This is a genomic window from Pseudomonas sp. CFBP13528 (assembly GCF_005233615.1).
Lineage (GTDB): Bacteria > Pseudomonadota > Gammaproteobacteria > Pseudomonadales > Pseudomonadaceae > Aquipseudomonas > Aquipseudomonas fluorescens_AM.
Genome location: NZ_QGAJ01000028.1, coordinates 16,184 through 31,610, shown reverse-complemented (window position 1 = coordinate 31,610; position 15,427 = coordinate 16,184). Strand labels below are relative to the sequence as shown.

Here is a 15,427-nt window from a genome sequence, read left to right as displayed (position 1 = left end):
CTACAGCGTTACACGCTGCTGTCAACACCTCTTTTTCAACTTCCTGCTGGCTTCGATGAACTGAAGCAACTTGCTGTCGAAAACTACTTAACTCATTGTTTACCAAGGAGTTTTCCGTTTCGACTGCGCCGGAAGTGGGGCGAATTATAGACAGATAAAATTCTACGTCAACCGTTAATGTGAACTTTCTATCAATCCCGTTTAAACCCCCTCAGCCCTTGCTCAACTGAGCAATATATTGCTCAATCCGTGACCGTTAAGCATCATAATCCCTCTGCCCTTCTATATATCACTTCGGACAACACCTTCAATGACTACCCCACCCCGCAGCCTGGCCTGCGCACTCTTCCCCGTTGGCCTGCTGTTGATCGCGATGGCATCCATCCAGTCCGGCGCCTCGCTGGCCAAAAGCATGTTCCCGATTATTGGTGCGCAAGGAACTACCACCCTGCGCTTGATCTTCGCCAGCGTGATCATGCTGCTTCTATTGCGCCCATGGCGTGCCAAGCTGACGGCCAGGTCCCTGCGCACGGTGGTTGTCTACGGCATGGCGCTGGGCGGCATGAACTTTCTCTTTTATATGTCGCTGCGCACCGTCCCCCTGGGTATTGCGGTCGCCCTGGAATTCACGGGCCCGCTCGCCGTCGCCATCTATGCATCGCGCCGGGCAGTGGACTTTTTGTGGGTCGCGCTGGCGATCATCGGTTTGCTCCTGTTGATTCCGATGGGAGAAGCCAGCAGTGGCATTGACGTGGTGGGTGCCGCGTATGCACTCGGCGCCGGCGTTTGCTGGGCGCTTTACATTCTGTTCGGCCAAAAGGCGGGTAACGATAACGGCGTGCAAACCGCCGCGCTCGGCGTAATGATCGCTGCTTTATTCGTCGCACCCATCGGCATCGTGCACGCCGGTACCGCGTTGTTGACCCCCGCGCTGATTCCTGTCGCCATCGGCGTGGCTATCTTGTCTACGGCACTGCCCTACACATTGGAAATGGTTGCGCTCACCCGCCTGCCCGCTCGCACTTTCGGTACCTTGATGAGTATCGAGCCGGCGTTCGGCGCCCTCTCCGGTCTGTTCTTCCTGCATGAGCAACTGACGCTCGCGCAATGGCTGGCCATCACCTGCATTATCCTGGCCTCCGTCGGTGCGACGCTGACAATGCGCAACGAATCCAAACCGCTGGTACCCGCCGACTGACGCTCTTTGCAGGCAGCTCTGGTATTTAACGCTCATTTAGGCCATGTTTAGGCTCGTAAAACGAATGTCCTTCATGGAGAAGTTCGACACGGACAGCATGAACGCTACGCTCGAGAGCGAGTAAAAGCCGACTTCGATCCTTTTGCGAAGCGGCTATTTAAGGATTGGAATGAATCGAATTTTGATACTGTTGCTGGTCGTAGGCATTGCTGGTTGTGCCGCGACCACTAAAACAGAAGTGAAACGGGGCAAGAAAGGGCTGCATATCAACTGTTCGGGCCTGTCCTCCTCCTGGGACCAGTGCTACACCAGCGCAGCCAATTCATGTGGTGCCAAGGGATATCGGGTTATCGCCAAATCCGGCGACAATTCCGAGGAGCCAGGGGATTACCCCTTCGGCCTCAACCCTGCCGGCTACACCAGCCGCAGCATGATCGTCATTTGCAAATAGGTACCTGAGCGACGCACAACAAGAACGTCGCACTGGTAGTCAGCGCCGGCAATGCGACGCTGTTTTCGGTCAGGACCGTCTGGATTTCGTGCGCGAAGCCCTGAGCCAGTCCTGAATCAGATCGCCGCTGTACGCACCTGCAACCACTCGAGCGCATCGCCACTGAGCAACGGGCTCAAACGCTCGCGCACCTGGGCATGATAAGCGTTGAACCACTCGCGCTCATCAGTGCTGAGCAAGGATGGCTCCAGGCAACGGGTGTCGATCGGGCACAGCGTCAGTGTTTCGAACTTGAGGAATTCACCAAACTCGGTCGTCCCCGCTTCACGGTTCAACACCAGGTTCTCGATCCGCACGCCCCAACGCCCAGGGCGGTAGGTACCCGGCTCGATCGAAGTAATCATGCCCGGCTGCATCGCCGTCTGCGGTGCGGCCACCGCCTGATAGGCGATCACTTGCGGCCCCTCGTGCACGTTGAGGAAATACCCTACACCGTGCCCCGTACCATGACCGTAATCCACGCCTTCGGCCCAGATCGGCGCACGTGCGATGGCATCGAGCAGCGGCGACAGGATGCCTTTGGGGAAATGGGCACGGGACAAGGCAATCACGCCCTTGAGCACCCGCGTGCAATCGCGTTTCTGCTCTTCACTCGGCGTACCGATGGGTACCATCCGCGTGATATCCGTCGTGCCACCCAAGTACTGGCCACCCGAGTCGATCAGCAACAAGCCATCGCCTTCGATCACCGCATGTTCTTCCGGCGTGGCGTGGTAGTGCGGCATCGCGCCGTTGGCATTGAAGGCCGCGATGGTGTTGAAACTCAGCGATACATAACCCGGACGACGGGTACGTGCCGCGGTCAGACGCTCGTCGATAGTCAACTCGGTAATGCGCTCGCGCCCCAGGGCCGTTTCCAGCCAGGCGAAAAATTCGCACAAGGCGGCGCCGTCCTGCTCCATGGCCTGACGGATATGTTCGGCATCAGCCAGGCTTTTACGCGACTTGGCCAGGGTGGTCGGGTTCAAACCTTCCACCCGTTTCACACCGGCGTCGAGATGTTCCAGTAGACCGGCCGTGACGCGTGCCGGATCAATTTGCAGACTTGCCCCTGCCGGCACAGCTCGCAGCGCGTCGGCCACGTCACTGTAGTCGCGTACGGTCACGCCATCGCGCTCGAGCGCCGCCCGCAGTTGGGCATCGACTTTGCTCAGCGCCACGAACAGGGTGGCCTGCTGCTGATTGATCAAGGCGAAAGACACGAATACCGGATTGAACGACACATCGCCACCGCGCAGGTTGAACAACCAGGCGATGTCATCCAGTGTCGCGATGAAATGCCAGTCAGCACCGTTGTCTTTCAGGCTGGCGCGCAGGGCCGCGAGTTTCTCGCCACGGCTGAGGGTCGCTTGCGGGGGCAAATGCTGATAGATCGGCTGGTTCGGCAGCGCCGGGCGGTCATGCCAGACGTCATTGAGCAGGTCGACATCGGTACGCAAGCGCGCACCACGCTCAGCCAGCTTGCCACCCAGGGTCCGTGCCGACGCCACGGCCATTACCGCGCCATCCACGGCCACCACGCCGCCTTCCGGGGTTTGTTCAGCCAGCCACTCCAGGGGGCCGGGTTGGCCCGGTTGCAGTTTGACCAGCTCGATGCCACTGCCTTTGAGTTCCTTGGTCGCCTGTTCCCAGTAACGGCTGTCGGCCCACACACCGGCAAAATCCGCGGTGACGATCAGCGTTCCCACCGAACCATGAAAGCCCGACAACCATTGGCGCCCCTGCCAGTATCCCGGCAGGTACTCGGACAAATGCGGATCCGCGGACGGCACCAGCAGGGCGTGAATGCCCTCTTGGCGCATCTGCTCACGGGTCTGCGCCAGGCGCTGGGGAACCGTTCCATGGGTCAAAGGCTGCGTACTCATTGTGTCTCCTGCTAACCACTAATAATTGTTATGGACTGCGGATACGTTTCAGACGGCCCAGAACGCCGGTGCGCTGGCCAGGGTCGACTTGATCAGTTGTGCCGCTTCGTCGATATCCCGCTCGGTGGTAAACCGGCCGAGACTCAAGCGAATGGTACGGGCGGCGCTGCGAGCGTCATGCCCCAGGGCCAGAAGCACATGGGACGGCGCGTTGCTGGCCGAATTGCACGCTGAAGTCGCCGAAAAGGCAATACCGGCGCTCAACGCACTGGCGTTGAATTCGCCTTCGCTGAACGTAAGGCTCAGGGTGTGGGGAATTCGCTGTACAGGGCTGCCGTTGAGGCGCACGCCCGCAATCGACCCCAACTGATCCAGCAGACGCTGACGCAAGGCCGCGATGTGTGCCTTCTCCTCGGCAAAAGACGCCGCCGCCAGGGCGAACGCCGTGCCCATGCCCGCGATCTGGTGAGTCGCCAGGGTCCCCGAACGCAAGCCGCCCTCATGACCGCCGCCATGAATCTGCGCCAATACCTTCTGCTGCGCCCTGGGCCCCACGTACAACGCGCCGATACCTTTCGGACCGTAGAGCTTGTGGGCCGAAAACGACATCAAGTCCACCGGCCACTGCGCCAGGTCGATCGCGACCTTGCCCGCGCCCTGAGCCGCGTCCACATGGAACAACGCCCCCTGTTCACGCACCCGCGCGCCGATGGCCGGGATATCGTTCAACGTGCCCAGTTCGTTATTGACCAGCATCAGCGACACCAGAAAGGTGTCTTCACGCAATGCCTCACTGACGGCTTCGACACTGATCAGGCCTTCGGCATCGGGGACCAGGTAGGTCACCGCCACCCCGGCTTCCTGCAATTGCCGCGCGGTGTCGAGCGTCGCCTTGTGTTCGATCTGGCTGGTGATGATATGCCCGCCCGTTACGCCACGGGCCTGGGCCACGCCTTTGATCGCCAGGTTATTGGACTCGGTGGCGCCGGAGGTCCAGACAATCTGCTCGGGCTGGGCGCCGACCAGTTCGGCCACCTGCTCACGCGCCTGCTCAACCGTTCGCCGGGCCGCCTGGCCGAACGCGTGGGAGCTGGACGCAGGATTACCGAAATTGGCATTGAAGCCCAGACACTCAACCATCACCTGGATGACTCGCTCATCCACCGGCGTAGTGGCGGCGTAGTCGAAATACAACGGACGTTTATTCATGGCGTTAAAAACTCGCAGAGCGTGTTCCCGAGAGCAGTGTCGCGGGGGCATCGAACAGAACAGAGGTTGTCAGATTTAACTGATCGGATGCCGTTAAAGAAGGACCACTGTATGAAAATGTGCGTCGGAACGCTCCTGAAATTCAGCTTAACAGGCTGAAGTCACAGCATGGAAAACAAAAAACCCGAGATTCCTTATGGGAAACCCGGGTTCTTCACCGCAACAGCGCCGCTCAACTGGGGCGATCCTTCAGGGCTACGCTGCGCTCGGCATTCATTTCGCCCTGATGATCAAAACCGAAAGACTGCTGTGGCTGGCCGGTCAGTGCCGCGCGCTGGCGTTGATAGTCATCGAATGACAAGCCCCGACGACTCAGCGCTTCGAGCGCCAGTTGCTGGGTTTCCTGCGCCGTGTAAGGGCGCAGCTCAGGGGATGGATGGGTCGCGCATCCGGCGAGGACAGAGGTGACAAGCAACAGCGAAACAGCGAGTGAACGGATCATGGCGGTGGCCCTGCAAAGGAGGTGTCGAATCAATGAACACAGGCTACTCCGGCCCCCGCACGCTGAAAAATCACCGTCCTCGATAGTCGCTATCAACCGTTACGGCAGGCTCGATAAGCACAACCAGTTATTCTTTTAAGATCTATAAATATGTAAATCAATTAATTTACGGAATATAAGAATCCCTCTATAAACAACGCTGCCCACCAACGTTGCTAGGTCTCGCCAAAGGCAATTCCCGAATTTTATTTCCAAGAGAGGTGTCCATGCAGTTACTAACCCTCCCCCCCTCGCCCGCCCTCGCGACCTCCATCCGTGCCACGGCCCAAGTATTCGAAGACCCGAAATCCAAGGCCCTGCTCGATCACATCCAGCAAGTGGCCCCCAGCGAAGCCAGCGTGCTGATCATCGGCGAAACCGGCACCGGCAAGGAGCTGGTAGCGCGGCACATCCACACGCTCAGCGCGCGGCGCAACCGACCATTCGTGGCGGTTAACTGCGGGGCGTTTTCTGAATCCCTTGTCGAAGCCGAGCTGTTCGGCCACGAAAAAGGCGCCTTTACCGGCGCCCTCTGTGCCAAGGCGGGCTGGTTCGAAGAGGCCGATGGCGGCACCTTGTTCCTTGATGAAATCGGCGATTTGCCCCTGGCGATTCAGGTCAAGCTGCTTCGGGTGCTGCAGGAACGTGAAGTGGTACGCCTGGGCTCGCGCAAGAGTATTCCTATCGACGTGCGGGTACTGGCGGCAACCAATGTACAACTGGAAAAAGCCATCAACGCCGGGCATTTCCGCGAAGACCTTTACTACCGTCTCGACGTAGTCAGCCTGGAGCTCAGCCCACTGCGCGAGCGCCCCGGCGATGTCCTGCCGCTGACCCGACACTTCATCGACGCCTACAGCCGACGCCTGGGTTATGGCCCGATCACCATCAGCCGCGAGGCCGAACACAAACTCAGGAGCTACAGCTGGCCGGGCAATATTCGCGAGCTGGAAAACGTGATTCATCACACGCTGCTGATCTGCCGCAACAGCGTGATCGAACGCGATGATCTGCGCCTGTCGAACCTGCGCATCGAACGCCAGGACGACAGCCAGCAAGGCACCGACAACAGCGCCGACGCACTGCTTGCGCGCGCCTTTCAAAAACTGTTCGAGGAACAGGCCGGCGCCTTGCACGAAAAGGTCGAGGACGCGCTGTTACGCGCCGCTTATCGCTTCAGCCACTATAACCAGGTGCATACCGCCAGCCTCCTGGGTTTGAGCCGCAACGTCACGCGCGCGCGGCTGATCAAGATCGGCGAGTTGGCGGTGAACAAGCGCAGGCCTGGGGCAAACCTGCAGGGCGAGCGAATGCTGCATCTATCCATTTAGGCGGCAGTGCAAGGCGTCGTCATGGCTGCGCTCAAAACTGCGCAGCACCTGGAACGAATCAAAGATCACCGCCTGGGCCCGGTGCACTCGAATCAGCGTCCAGAATTCCTCGCCGCCTTGCTCGAAGCACCTGAAGGCCGCCTCGCCATCCTCACGGGATTGCCATTGCAGGTAGTTGAGCACCCGCCGCCCGTCATCGCTGACCTGCACGCTCGCACTCAAAAAGCCGCCATGGCTTTGCGCCAGTCGCTCGCTTTGCAGGGACAAGGCCGCCACCAGGGCAGATTGCTGGCGCGGGTCGATCTGAAATTCGATCAACTGTGTGAAGCTGCGACTTTTCTCTGATACCTGCATGAACACTCCCCTTTCTTTGTAGGCAGAATCTTGCGATCCAGTGCCATGCAGGGTAAAACCTCTAGTTAAGTCAAGGTCAAGCGCTGAATCGGGGTTTTTATGCTCAACAAGGAACTCACCGTTGGCCAATTGGCTGCTCGCAGCGGCGTGGCCGTCACTGCCCTGCATTTCTACGAAACCAAGGGGCTGATCAAAAGCCATCGCAACGCCGGCAACCAGCGGCGCTACCCACGGGATGTGTTGCGGCGGGTGGTGGTGATCAAGATCGCCCAGCGCCTGGGAATTCCGCTGGCGACCATTGGCGAGGCGTTGCAGGCATTGCCCGATGGCCGAACGCCCACTGCCAAGGATTGGGCACGCCTGTCGGCACGCTGGCGGGAAGACCTGGATGAGCGGATCAACAAATTGTCGCTGCTGCGCGACAAACTCGATGGCTGCATAGGCTGCGGGTGCCTGTCGATGGAGGCGTGCCCGCTGCGCAACCAGGGCGACCAACTCGGTGAGCGCGGGCCGGGTGCGCAGTTGCTGGAGCCTACTGCACAATCCTGAGTGGCCGACCCGATCCCTGTGGGCGCTGCGCGGACGCCAGTTCCCTTGCCGCAGTGGCGATCAACGCGTGGGCGGTGACCCCGACGCGTCCGGCCGGTCCCGGTAAGCCGTGCAGCCCAGCCACAAGGTCATCAGTGCCAACGCCGTCAGCGGCAGCCCGTGGAACAGCACGATCACCTGGGCCGGCGTCCACGTCACATAGAACGGCCCGACCACCAGCATCCCTACACCAAAACCTGCCATCTGAATCAGGGTCAACAAGCTGAACAGCGGCAGGCGCAAGCTATCTGGCTCGCTTTGCGCGCGGGAGACCAGCGCCACTTCGGACAGCCCGTCCCCCAACCCTGCCCACACCACCAACAGCAGCGCCAGCCACAATTCGGTTTGCTGGAAGGTCAGGATAAAGCCGCTGGACATCAGCGCCACCCCAAACATGAACAACCGCTCCATGCTTGGCGTGCCGCGCCCCTTCAACAGCGCACTGGCGATACGCGCCCCGATAAACTTGCCACAGGCCCAGACCGCCAGCAGATACCCCATCACCGTCTTGGCCGTGTCCGGGGAAATGTACTGGGACAGCACCGGCCAGCCGACGTTATGCGCCGCGCTGCCGAGGGTGTCGAGCATGCTGATCAACAACATGGCGGCCAGCACCGGCGCGCCGCGCAGTCCCTTGGTCAACGCCTGCCACTCGGCCGAAAGAGCGCGATGCGTGGCGACGGTAGCGCTGTACAACCCCCGCAGTGGCATGACCAGGCAAGCGGCTATCACATAGGTGCCGATATTCGCCGCGAATACCGCCTCGAATCCCCCCGTGGCAATCAGCAGCCCCGACAGCAAGCTGCCGAACACCGCGCCGGTCGCGGCCGCCGAGGTGATCCAGGCGTTGGTATCAACCCGCTGCTCAAGGGCAACCCAGGTGGGCAACTGGCTGTTGAGGCCGATGGCAAACAGCGAATTGCACAGGCCGATGCCAAAGGCGATGAACGGCAGCAGACTGAGTTGATGCGCAGGGATCAGCAGCAGCAACGGCATCAGCAACAGCGCTCGCGCCAGGTCCAGCCCGGCCAAGGTGCCGCGCCCGGCGAAACGCCGGAAAAACGGGATGCCGAACAGGCTCGCGACAATGCCACCAGTCACGCGGCACGCCAGGAAGATGCTGACGAACACCACGCTTTGGCTGAGCCAGTAGACATAGGTGGACAAGGCCACCATGTTGAGGAAGGCGCCAAAGTCCGACACGCCGCGAGCGAAGATGATCAGCCGCGCGTTGCGGATCGACAGGTATAACTGTTGATCGTGGCTCATGCAGGCAGCGCCGCTTGATCATTCGGCACGCTGCGCAGGCTGACCAGCAGTATGTCGCGCCAGGCCGGTGTCGACTCGACCTTTGGCCGCACATCGCCCGCGCGGTGATAGAGCCCTCGGTCATCGATCACGATGGTTTCCAAAAAGCGCGTCATCGGCAGATTCAACACGCGACTGTGTTCCTCATCACTGGTAAACACTTCCGAGACCACCGGCAGCGTGTTGTGCTCGCCGATAAAATGCATGAACACCCAATCCAGACCATCCTGGTGAATCCCCGACGTAGTGGGGCTGCACGCTTGCGCGTCCGCCCGCACACGGAACTGGTGGATGTCGATGGTATGACTCTGCTCGCCCAGGTGCGGTGCGATCACGGCCAGGTCGGTGGCCAGCAGCTTGCGCATCAGCGGATGCTCGATAAAGCCTTCCTCGCTGTAGCTCAAATGGTTCACCCCCTGGCGATAGTTGACGGCGTAGGTGACCGGCGACTTGAACGCGGTGCTCCTGTCGATCTGCAACTGCCGTGAGGGTGATAAACGATAGCGCAGAATACGCCGCTCGCGGTGGGTGTAGGCCTTGAACGCCTCGTCGCGCACCAGGTTGGCCCAGTACGCGCGAAAGCTCTGCTCTTCGCCCGCCTCGACACTGACCAACTCGCCAAAGTCAGGGCGATGGCAGTAATGGTGCTCGCGCAAGTGCGCGGAAACTGTCGGGATATCCATATCGCTAGCCTGCCACCGGGTTGTCGATGATGACGCGCAAGTGCTGGCCGACCGCATCATGCAGTGCGCGCGCATCGCCAGCGCCTGCAACCCTGGCCCAGCACTTGAGCAGATAGTGCTCCTCGATATCCGCATCGATCATGTGCCCCGGCTCCTGCTGGGCATACTCGAGCACCGCGACGTTCTGCTCGAGGAACTCCACGCCCTCAATGCCCTGAAACCGACCGCTGTGCTGCGGGTAGATCGCCAGCATCGCGTAATGTTGCCCGGCCTCGGCCACCTTGCGTGCGCCCGCTTCCAACTGCGCGGCGATCCCCTGGCCGCCCGTCAGCAACGAAAGATACAGCTGATAGGGATCGATACCGGCCAGATCGCGAAACGCCGCGTTCACATAGAGCCCGCCCACGCGCGGGTTGATCTCGATCACCACAGGGCCCTGCGGGGTCATGCGGAACTCGAAATGCACCACGGCGTTGGTCAGGCCGACCGCGTTCAGGCACGCCACGGCGTACGCGCGGATCTGCTCGCACTCACGGTCGGTGAAGGAGGTCGGAGGGGAAATCAGCAGGTTTTCGAGAACCGTGCCACTGCGCTCGGTCAGCAACAGTTTTTCGTTGATCAGCAGTGGATGCACACGCTCGCCAGCCACCACACACTCCACGCTGCCTTCGATACCCGGGATGTAGCCCTCCAGCAGGAGACTGCGCCCGGGAATGTAGTCATGCCGTTGGCCGTCGTCCTCCAGTAAAGTCTGCGCACAGCCATAGAAATCCGCGTACGCCGCCGTGGCGTGGTCTTTGACAAACAGCGCGTAGTGGCTGCGCAGTTCCGCCCAATTGGCGCATTTTCTGATAAACGCCGAAGCGCCGCCAAACGGCGGTTTGGCGATCAGCGGGTAGCCGACCCGTTCGGCCTGTTGCTGGAGTTGCTCTTCGTTATTGCACAGCGCAAACGGCACCGAGGCAATGGCGTGCTGTTTCAGCCTCTTGCGCATCAGGAACTTGTTGTTGCACGCCGCAACTGCCTCGGGGCGGCTGTGCACCAGGCCCAGACGCTGGGAAGCCCGCGCAACGATACAGCCGACTTCGCCCAGCGCAGACGGATGGCCGGCCTGGCAGAAAATCCCGCGAATCTGATACTGCCCATCGAGCTGGCCGACCAACTCTAGAATGGCCTGCTCGTTGAGGGCGTCGAGCAGGAACACCGCATCACTGTCATCCCTGAGCCTTTGCACATGCCTGCGCCCTGCCACGCCCGCCGTCAGACACACCAGGCCCTCGGCGCGGGCAGCCGCGAAGTGTGGCTCCCGGTAGTTATAACGAACAGATGTACTGTCATCGACATCGATAAAAAGGATGGCGTCTTGTTTCATGCTTAATACCGCCTCAGTGCATAAGTTGATTCAGGCATCCTGCCAACTGCACCACTGCCCTTCCCAGTTACGGAATCGGTAATGGCGCTGTCCATCGCGAACTTCGAAGTACGGCAAGTCCTCAGGTTTTTCAAAGTCCAGCAGCGGCACCGTAAACTTGCCTTGGGCGTGCGGTAGAACATATTCCGGCAGGGCGATATTGGACACTCGCCGCTTGAGGCGATCCATGATGGCGATGGCCTGACTGATCGAGGCCTTGTATTCCGACGCCCCGGGTGAAAACGGCATGAAGTGATATAAGTAATAAGGCTTCACACCCAAACGATAAAGATCGATAAACAGTTTATGCAGGGTCGCTTCATCGTCGTTGACGCCGCGCAACAACGGCATGTTGGAAAACACGATCGGCACCACGCCCTGAATACGTTTGACCGCCACCGCAAAGTCAGCGCTGAGTTCGAGCGGATGGCAGACGTGCACGCCAAACGCATTGACCTTGTACTTTTCCAACATCGCGATCAACTCATCGGTCACGCGAAACGGGTTGAAACTCAAGGCCCGCGAGTGAACGCGGATCAGCAGGTCGTCACTGATTCCGCGCAGTGCGGCCAGGTACTCTTCAAGCTTGCGGTCGGCCAGCATCAGCGGATCGCCGCCGCTGAGAATCACTTCTTCGATGGCCGGGTTGGCGCGGATGTACTCCACCGATTCCATGAAGGAATCCCGGCTGGCGTTGGCCTTGTCAGTGCCCACCTGCAACGTGCGCAGCGCTTCGAAGCAGAACTGGCAATAGGCATTGCAGGTATTGGTGGTGCGCAGGATGACGCGATTGTCGTACTTGTGCTGGCAGATGGGCGTCTTCATTTCATGGCCCAGCTCCCAGTTCTCGGAAGTGCCATCGTAATCACCCTCGATCTGCTCACTCCAGTACGGCACCACTTGCCGCCACAGCGGGTGGTCCATGACTGTGCCACTGGTGAGGGAACGCTTGATCAGATCGATGTAGTAAGGCGTGATCTGCATCTTGCGCCCGAGCAGGTTATGTTCGATGTGCGCAGTCGTTTCCTCGCCCCAACCACCGCAGGCAGCGCGAAGCGTCGGCTCATCACGCAAGGCATTCTTCTGCTGCCAGCGCCAGTCCTGCCACTGCACCGAGCGGTGAATTTCTTGATCAAAAATCGACATGAGTAGGTACTCTCTGTTCAGGCAAATGAACGCGTGCCCTTCCCTGGCGGGAACAGCGATATTCGCAACAATGACAATCGACTTGGGCGGCAGGCGGCGATCAAATGGCCGATGCAATCAGCCACGTTGAAAAGTAATAACAACTTGTTATAGAGGGGGTCGGATAAGCGACGGAGACGGTCATTTAACACACTTCCTTTTTTTTAAAATTATCTGACTTCCATGCCGACACCTACTTAAGCCGAAGCGTTCGACAGCGTCAATAGAATATCCCTTGTTTTTTTCAGGATTCCAACCACGCCTGCGTCCACCTCCCGCAAACATAGGCAGTCAGCCGTTAAAACGCATTCATTTAAAAAGTAAATAACACCGTGAATACTTCGTTCAGCCTCCCGCAACAGTATTTTTATACTTATATAACTACGTAGTTCGGCGCGTATCACTCTGCCTCGGCGCGCACCTGGCCTGCACCCGGTCCCTCGGTGCCCATGCGTACGGCCGCCTGTGCGCCTGAAACATTTTCTTTCATTTCTCGCTTAGGGATTTCTCATTCTCATTCGTCTTAACTTAGATACAGCCCGTCGCGTCAGCAAAAGCTACGACCGGCCTTTTCCGGGCCTCCATCGCCCCTTCCATCAAGACCCTCATCCACATGTCGAAGAAGTCACGCTCAAAACTCTGGTTTCTCGTACACAGCTGGTTGGCGTTGCCCATCTGGTTCTTTGTCCTGATCGTCTGCGTCACCGGCACCCTGGCGGTGGTCAGCCAGGAAATCGTCTGGCTGGCCAACCCGGATATCCGCGCGAGCAAGCCGTCGGATGACGCCCAACCGCTGAGCTTTGATCAGGTGATCGCCGCCATCAAGCGCGACGAGCCTCAGGTCATCGTGCGCTCAATCATCCGTCCCGACGAATCGCACTTCGCGTTGATGGTCGGCCTCAGCTATCCGGACGGGCGTTCGGTCGATGCCTATGCCAACCCCTACACGGGCGCCCTCCAGGGCATCAGCCCGGCATTCGACTTCCAGCAATTCACCCGCGCCCTGCATGGCTGGTGGCTGGTGCCGTTCACCAATGGCTACAGCTGGGGTTGGTACCTGGTGTCGCTGCTCGGCCTGCCGTTGCTGGCCTCGTTGATCACCGGCCTTGTGGTGTACAAGCGTTTCTGGAAAGGTTTTTTGCGCCCCACCCTGCGCATCCGCCACGGCGCGCGGATTTTCTGGGGCGACTTCCACCGCCTGAGCGGTATCTGGTCGATCTGGTTCATCGCCGTCATTTCCATTACCGGCACCTGGTTCCTGATCCAGGCGATTCTGGGTGACAACCAGATCTCCATTTCCAGCGAGCCCATCGTGCCGGTGATTGCCCGGGAAAAGGTGCCGCTGTCCGCACCCGGCGTGCCGGCTCCGATGATTGCCCTGGACGACGCGATCAAGATCGCCACCCAGCGCATACCCGGACTGGAAGCCACCTTTGCCTTCCTGCCGCTCAATGCCTACAGCCACCTGCAGATCGGCGGGCGCGGCTGGTACCCGCTGATGTTCCAGACCGCGCAACTGAACCCCTACAGCGGTGAAATCGCCGTTTCGCACCTGCTGTCCGACCGCACCGCGCTGGAGTTCGTCACCGAGTCCATGCGCCCGCTGCACACCGGTGACTTTGGCGGACTGTGGATCAAGCTGATCTGGGCCTTCTTCGGTCTGGTGCTGAGCATGATGGTGTTGAGTGGCTTGCTGATCTGGACCAAGCGCACCGCCCTGGCCACCCTCAACGCCCTCAAGCGCGAGGCCAAGACCCCGCGCCAGCCTGTGCCCACCCCAGCCCTGCAGGCTGAAACCTCGGAGACTCACTGATGAGCAGAGTCGCGGCCAAACCCTCTTCATCCCTGCGGGCCTGGTGGCTGAAGTGGCGTTTCCATATAAACATCCTGCTGTTGCTGGTGCCGCTGGGCTTCATGCCCAAGTATTTTGCCGACGCCGCCCTGTTTCGCGGGGATGCCGGCATTGGCGAGCGGGTCGCCGGGGACATTCAAGTCGGCCCCTGGAGCCTGACCCTCGCCGAGTTTCGCAACGAAGGCCCGCGCCCGGACCCGGCCGGCCCGATGAAAGCGTTTAACGCCGCCCTGTGCGCCACCTGTGCCGAGCAGGTCAAGGCCACTTACCTGCGCATCGGCAAGCCCCGCAGCCTGCGGGCCGCCGGGGTGATCTTCTTCGGTACGCCGTACCGCATGGGCGCCATCGTGCCGGTGCCGGAACGCACGCCGATCGATGCCGAGCTGTGGGTCACCATGGAAGGCTGGGACGGCACTATGCACCAGGGTTCCATCCCGCTGAGCCAGGCCTCGCCTGCCACCATTGCCTGGCTGAACAAGCAAGGAGTTAAACCATGATATTCAAGCGCCTGACTCGGGCTGGTTGCGCACTGTTGCTCAGTGCCGGCGTCAGTCAACTTGCCCTCGCTCACAACCCGATGTGCGAATGCAAGGAAATCCCCGGCGAGCAGATCCAGTGCAAGGGCGGGTTCTCCGACGGCAGCGGCGCTCCGGGGGTGACCCTGGATGTGATCGGCTACGACGAGACCATCCTGGTGCCGGGCAAGCTCGGTGAGGATTCGACCCTGACCTTCAAGAAACCCACGGCCGAATTCTATGTACTGTTCGATGCCGGCCCCGGTCACGTGGTGGAAATCGACCAAGCGGATATCCAGGCACCATGAGTACCGTACAGGTAGTGCGCCCGGCCGGCGCGGGGCACGAAACCCTCTATGTGCTCGTGCTGTGCCTGATCATCCTTGCGGTGGCGGGAACGGTGGTGGCCTTGCACGGTGAAACCCAAGAGGTCGCAGCAGTGCCCAGCCACCAACTGGATGCCCGACGTGACCTGAGCGCCGCCGAACAGGGCATCTACGCCGACCTGCGGGTGACCCTGGATGAAATCCGTTTGCTGCAGCAAGAGCAGGACGCCCTGCCGACGCCGGACCAATTGGCAGAAGAAGGCTTTGCGCCGTTCGCCCAGGACGCCAGTTCCGTCAGCCGTGGCGGTCATCGCTGGCAACTGCTCGCGCCCTCGACCTACCTGGGCTTGAGCCAGGCCACCGACACCAGTGGCTCGCTGTTGATGCGCGTGCAAGGCACCGAGCCGGATATCTGGCTCAACCGTGGCAAACACCTGGCCGTCCCCTCCGACCTCACTGACCAGGCGCTGATCGCTGCCGGCTGGCAGCAAGTGGTCGCGCAATTCGATGCCGGCGTGACCCGCCAGCACCGCCACTGAACGAGAAGACC

The 15,427-nt window shown here is 60.3% G+C and carries 16 protein-coding genes; 8 read left to right on the top strand and 8 right to left on the bottom strand.

What is annotated here, in order from left to right; translation table 11 throughout:
• The first annotated feature begins 310 nt into the window (after window positions 1-310).
• Window positions 311-1,198 (top strand): threonine/homoserine exporter RhtA, encoded by an 888-nt coding sequence (gene rhtA / locus PspCFBP13528_RS27070; protein WP_101221386.1) that lies wholly within the window; start codon window positions 311-313, stop codon window positions 1,196-1,198.
• Between the two features lie 169 nt (window positions 1,199-1,367).
• Window positions 1,368-1,649, top strand: coding sequence for a hypothetical protein (locus PspCFBP13528_RS27065; RefSeq protein ID WP_065951090.1), 282 nt, complete (start codon window positions 1,368-1,370; stop codon window positions 1,647-1,649).
• 116 nt (window positions 1,650-1,765) lie between these two features.
• On the opposite strand, the gene PspCFBP13528_RS27060 is transcribed toward PspCFBP13528_RS27065, so the two are convergent.
• The 3 genes from PspCFBP13528_RS27060 to PspCFBP13528_RS27050 form a co-directional block, all read right to left on the bottom strand.
• Entirely contained in the window at window positions 1,766-3,574 is a 1,809-nt protein-coding gene (locus PspCFBP13528_RS27060; protein ID WP_137201883.1) for an aminopeptidase P family protein, read from the bottom strand.
• Window positions 3,575-3,622: 48 nt separating this feature from the next.
• Window positions 3,623-4,783 carry an aminotransferase class V-fold PLP-dependent enzyme gene (locus PspCFBP13528_RS27055; RefSeq protein WP_137201882.1) on the bottom strand — a complete coding sequence of 387 codons (1,161 nt, stop codon included), beginning with the start codon at window positions 4,781-4,783 and terminating at the stop codon, window positions 3,623-3,625.
• Between the two features lie 232 nt (window positions 4,784-5,015).
• Window positions 5,016-5,285 carry a hypothetical protein gene (locus PspCFBP13528_RS27050; RefSeq protein WP_065951093.1) on the bottom strand — a complete coding sequence of 90 codons (270 nt, stop codon included), beginning with the start codon at window positions 5,283-5,285 and terminating at the stop codon, window positions 5,016-5,018.
• 266 nt (window positions 5,286-5,551) lie between these two features.
• Between PspCFBP13528_RS27050 and PspCFBP13528_RS27045 the strand changes: the two genes are divergently transcribed.
• Window positions 5,552-6,655: a sigma-54 dependent transcriptional regulator gene (locus PspCFBP13528_RS27045; RefSeq protein ID WP_065951094.1), complete on the top strand. Its 1,104-nt coding sequence runs from the start codon at window positions 5,552-5,554 to the stop codon at window positions 6,653-6,655.
• Here the strand turns inward: PspCFBP13528_RS27045 and PspCFBP13528_RS27040 are convergent.
• The gene (locus tag PspCFBP13528_RS27040; protein ID WP_137201881.1) at window positions 6,644-7,009 is read right to left on the bottom strand and encodes an antibiotic biosynthesis monooxygenase; all 366 of its coding nucleotides are present in this window, start codon (window positions 7,007-7,009) and stop codon (window positions 6,644-6,646) included. The two genes, PspCFBP13528_RS27045 and PspCFBP13528_RS27040, sit on opposite strands and share 12 nt — an antisense overlap.
• Window positions 7,010-7,108: 99 nt before the next feature.
• Between PspCFBP13528_RS27040 and soxR the strand changes: the two genes are divergently transcribed.
• Window positions 7,109-7,558 carry a redox-sensitive transcriptional activator SoxR gene (gene soxR / locus PspCFBP13528_RS27035; RefSeq protein WP_065951095.1) on the top strand — a complete coding sequence of 150 codons (450 nt, stop codon included), beginning with the start codon at window positions 7,109-7,111 and terminating at the stop codon, window positions 7,556-7,558.
• Window positions 7,559-7,618: 60 nt separating this feature from the next.
• Here soxR and PspCFBP13528_RS27030 read toward each other — a convergent pair whose 3' ends face one another.
• Genes PspCFBP13528_RS27030 through PspCFBP13528_RS27015 form a run of 4 tightly spaced genes read right to left on the bottom strand, consistent with a single transcriptional unit; the run spans window position 7,619 to window position 12,145 of the window.
• The gene (locus PspCFBP13528_RS27030; protein WP_137201880.1) at window positions 7,619-8,866 is read right to left on the bottom strand and encodes an MFS transporter; all 1,248 of its coding nucleotides are present in this window, start codon (window positions 8,864-8,866) and stop codon (window positions 7,619-7,621) included.
• Window positions 8,863-9,588 (bottom strand): 2OG-Fe dioxygenase family protein, encoded by a 726-nt coding sequence (locus PspCFBP13528_RS27025; protein ID WP_137201879.1) that lies wholly within the window; start codon window positions 9,586-9,588, stop codon window positions 8,863-8,865. The genes PspCFBP13528_RS27030 and PspCFBP13528_RS27025 overlap by 4 nt, the downstream gene beginning before the upstream one ends.
• 4 nt (window positions 9,589-9,592) lie before the next feature.
• Entirely contained in the window at window positions 9,593-10,960 is a 1,368-nt protein-coding gene (locus PspCFBP13528_RS27020; RefSeq protein WP_065951098.1) for an ATP-grasp domain-containing protein, read from the bottom strand.
• Between the two features lie 30 nt (window positions 10,961-10,990).
• Window positions 10,991-12,145: a radical SAM protein gene (locus PspCFBP13528_RS27015; RefSeq protein ID WP_101221380.1), complete on the bottom strand. Its 1,155-nt coding sequence runs from the start codon at window positions 12,143-12,145 to the stop codon at window positions 10,991-10,993.
• Between the two features lie 652 nt (window positions 12,146-12,797).
• On the opposite strand from PspCFBP13528_RS27015, the gene PspCFBP13528_RS27010 reads away from it, so the two are divergent.
• The 4 genes from PspCFBP13528_RS27010 to PspCFBP13528_RS26995 are packed head-to-tail and all read left to right on the top strand — an operon-like array spanning window position 12,798 to window position 15,416.
• Window positions 12,798-13,997, top strand: coding sequence for a PepSY domain-containing protein (locus PspCFBP13528_RS27010; RefSeq protein WP_137201878.1), 1,200 nt, complete (start codon window positions 12,798-12,800; stop codon window positions 13,995-13,997).
• A complete protein-coding gene (locus tag PspCFBP13528_RS27005) occupies window positions 13,997-14,533 on the top strand; it encodes a thiamine pyrophosphate-binding protein (protein WP_065951101.1) in 537 nt (178 codons plus the stop codon). The genes PspCFBP13528_RS27010 and PspCFBP13528_RS27005 overlap by 1 nt, the downstream gene beginning before the upstream one ends.
• On the top strand, window positions 14,530-14,859 hold the full coding sequence (locus PspCFBP13528_RS27000) for a hypothetical protein (RefSeq protein ID WP_065951102.1): 330 nt from the start codon (window positions 14,530-14,532) through the stop codon (window positions 14,857-14,859). The genes PspCFBP13528_RS27005 and PspCFBP13528_RS27000 overlap by 4 nt, the downstream gene beginning before the upstream one ends.
• Window positions 14,856-15,416 (top strand): DUF6162 family protein, encoded by a 561-nt coding sequence (locus tag PspCFBP13528_RS26995; RefSeq protein WP_137201877.1) that lies wholly within the window; start codon window positions 14,856-14,858, stop codon window positions 15,414-15,416. The genes PspCFBP13528_RS27000 and PspCFBP13528_RS26995 overlap by 4 nt, the downstream gene beginning before the upstream one ends.
• Window positions 15,417-15,427: the final 11 nt, after the last annotated feature.

What these genes read in the sequence shown, in the direction of transcription:
- soxR (WP_065951095.1), top strand. Translation starts at nt 7,109, where the DNA reads ATGCTCAACAAGGAACTCACCGTTGGCCAATTGGCTGCTCGCAGCGGC.
- PspCFBP13528_RS27000 (WP_065951102.1), top strand. Translation starts at nt 14,530, where the DNA reads ATGATATTCAAGCGCCTGACTCGGGCTGGTTGCGCACTGTTGCTCAGT.
- PspCFBP13528_RS27005 (WP_065951101.1), top strand. Translation starts at nt 13,997, where the DNA reads ATGAGCAGAGTCGCGGCCAAACCCTCTTCATCCCTGCGGGCCTGGTGG.
- PspCFBP13528_RS27010 (WP_137201878.1), top strand. Translation starts at nt 12,798, where the DNA reads ATGTCGAAGAAGTCACGCTCAAAACTCTGGTTTCTCGTACACAGCTGG.
- PspCFBP13528_RS27015 (WP_101221380.1), bottom strand. Translation starts at nt 12,145, where the DNA reads ATGTCGATTTTTGATCAAGAAATTCACCGCTCGGTGCAGTGGCAGGAC.
- PspCFBP13528_RS27025 (WP_137201879.1), bottom strand. Translation starts at nt 9,588, where the DNA reads ATGGATATCCCGACAGTTTCCGCGCACTTGCGCGAGCACCATTACTGC.
- PspCFBP13528_RS27030 (WP_137201880.1), bottom strand. Translation starts at nt 8,866, where the DNA reads ATGAGCCACGATCAACAGTTATACCTGTCGATCCGCAACGCGCGGCTG.
- PspCFBP13528_RS27065 (WP_065951090.1), top strand. Translation starts at nt 1,368, where the DNA reads ATGAATCGAATTTTGATACTGTTGCTGGTCGTAGGCATTGCTGGTTGT.
- PspCFBP13528_RS27045 (WP_065951094.1), top strand. Translation starts at nt 5,552, where the DNA reads ATGCAGTTACTAACCCTCCCCCCCTCGCCCGCCCTCGCGACCTCCATC.
- PspCFBP13528_RS27055 (WP_137201882.1), bottom strand. Translation starts at nt 4,783, where the DNA reads ATGAATAAACGTCCGTTGTATTTCGACTACGCCGCCACTACGCCGGTG.
- PspCFBP13528_RS27040 (WP_137201881.1), bottom strand. Translation starts at nt 7,009, where the DNA reads ATGCAGGTATCAGAGAAAAGTCGCAGCTTCACACAGTTGATCGAATTT.
- PspCFBP13528_RS26995 (WP_137201877.1), top strand. Translation starts at nt 14,856, where the DNA reads ATGAGTACCGTACAGGTAGTGCGCCCGGCCGGCGCGGGGCACGAAACC.
- PspCFBP13528_RS27060 (WP_137201883.1), bottom strand. Translation starts at nt 3,574, where the DNA reads ATGAGTACGCAGCCTTTGACCCATGGAACGGTTCCCCAGCGCCTGGCG.
- PspCFBP13528_RS27020 (WP_065951098.1), bottom strand. Translation starts at nt 10,960, where the DNA reads ATGAAACAAGACGCCATCCTTTTTATCGATGTCGATGACAGTACATCT.
- PspCFBP13528_RS27050 (WP_065951093.1), bottom strand. Translation starts at nt 5,285, where the DNA reads ATGATCCGTTCACTCGCTGTTTCGCTGTTGCTTGTCACCTCTGTCCTC.
- rhtA (WP_101221386.1), top strand. Translation starts at nt 311, where the DNA reads ATGACTACCCCACCCCGCAGCCTGGCCTGCGCACTCTTCCCCGTTGGC.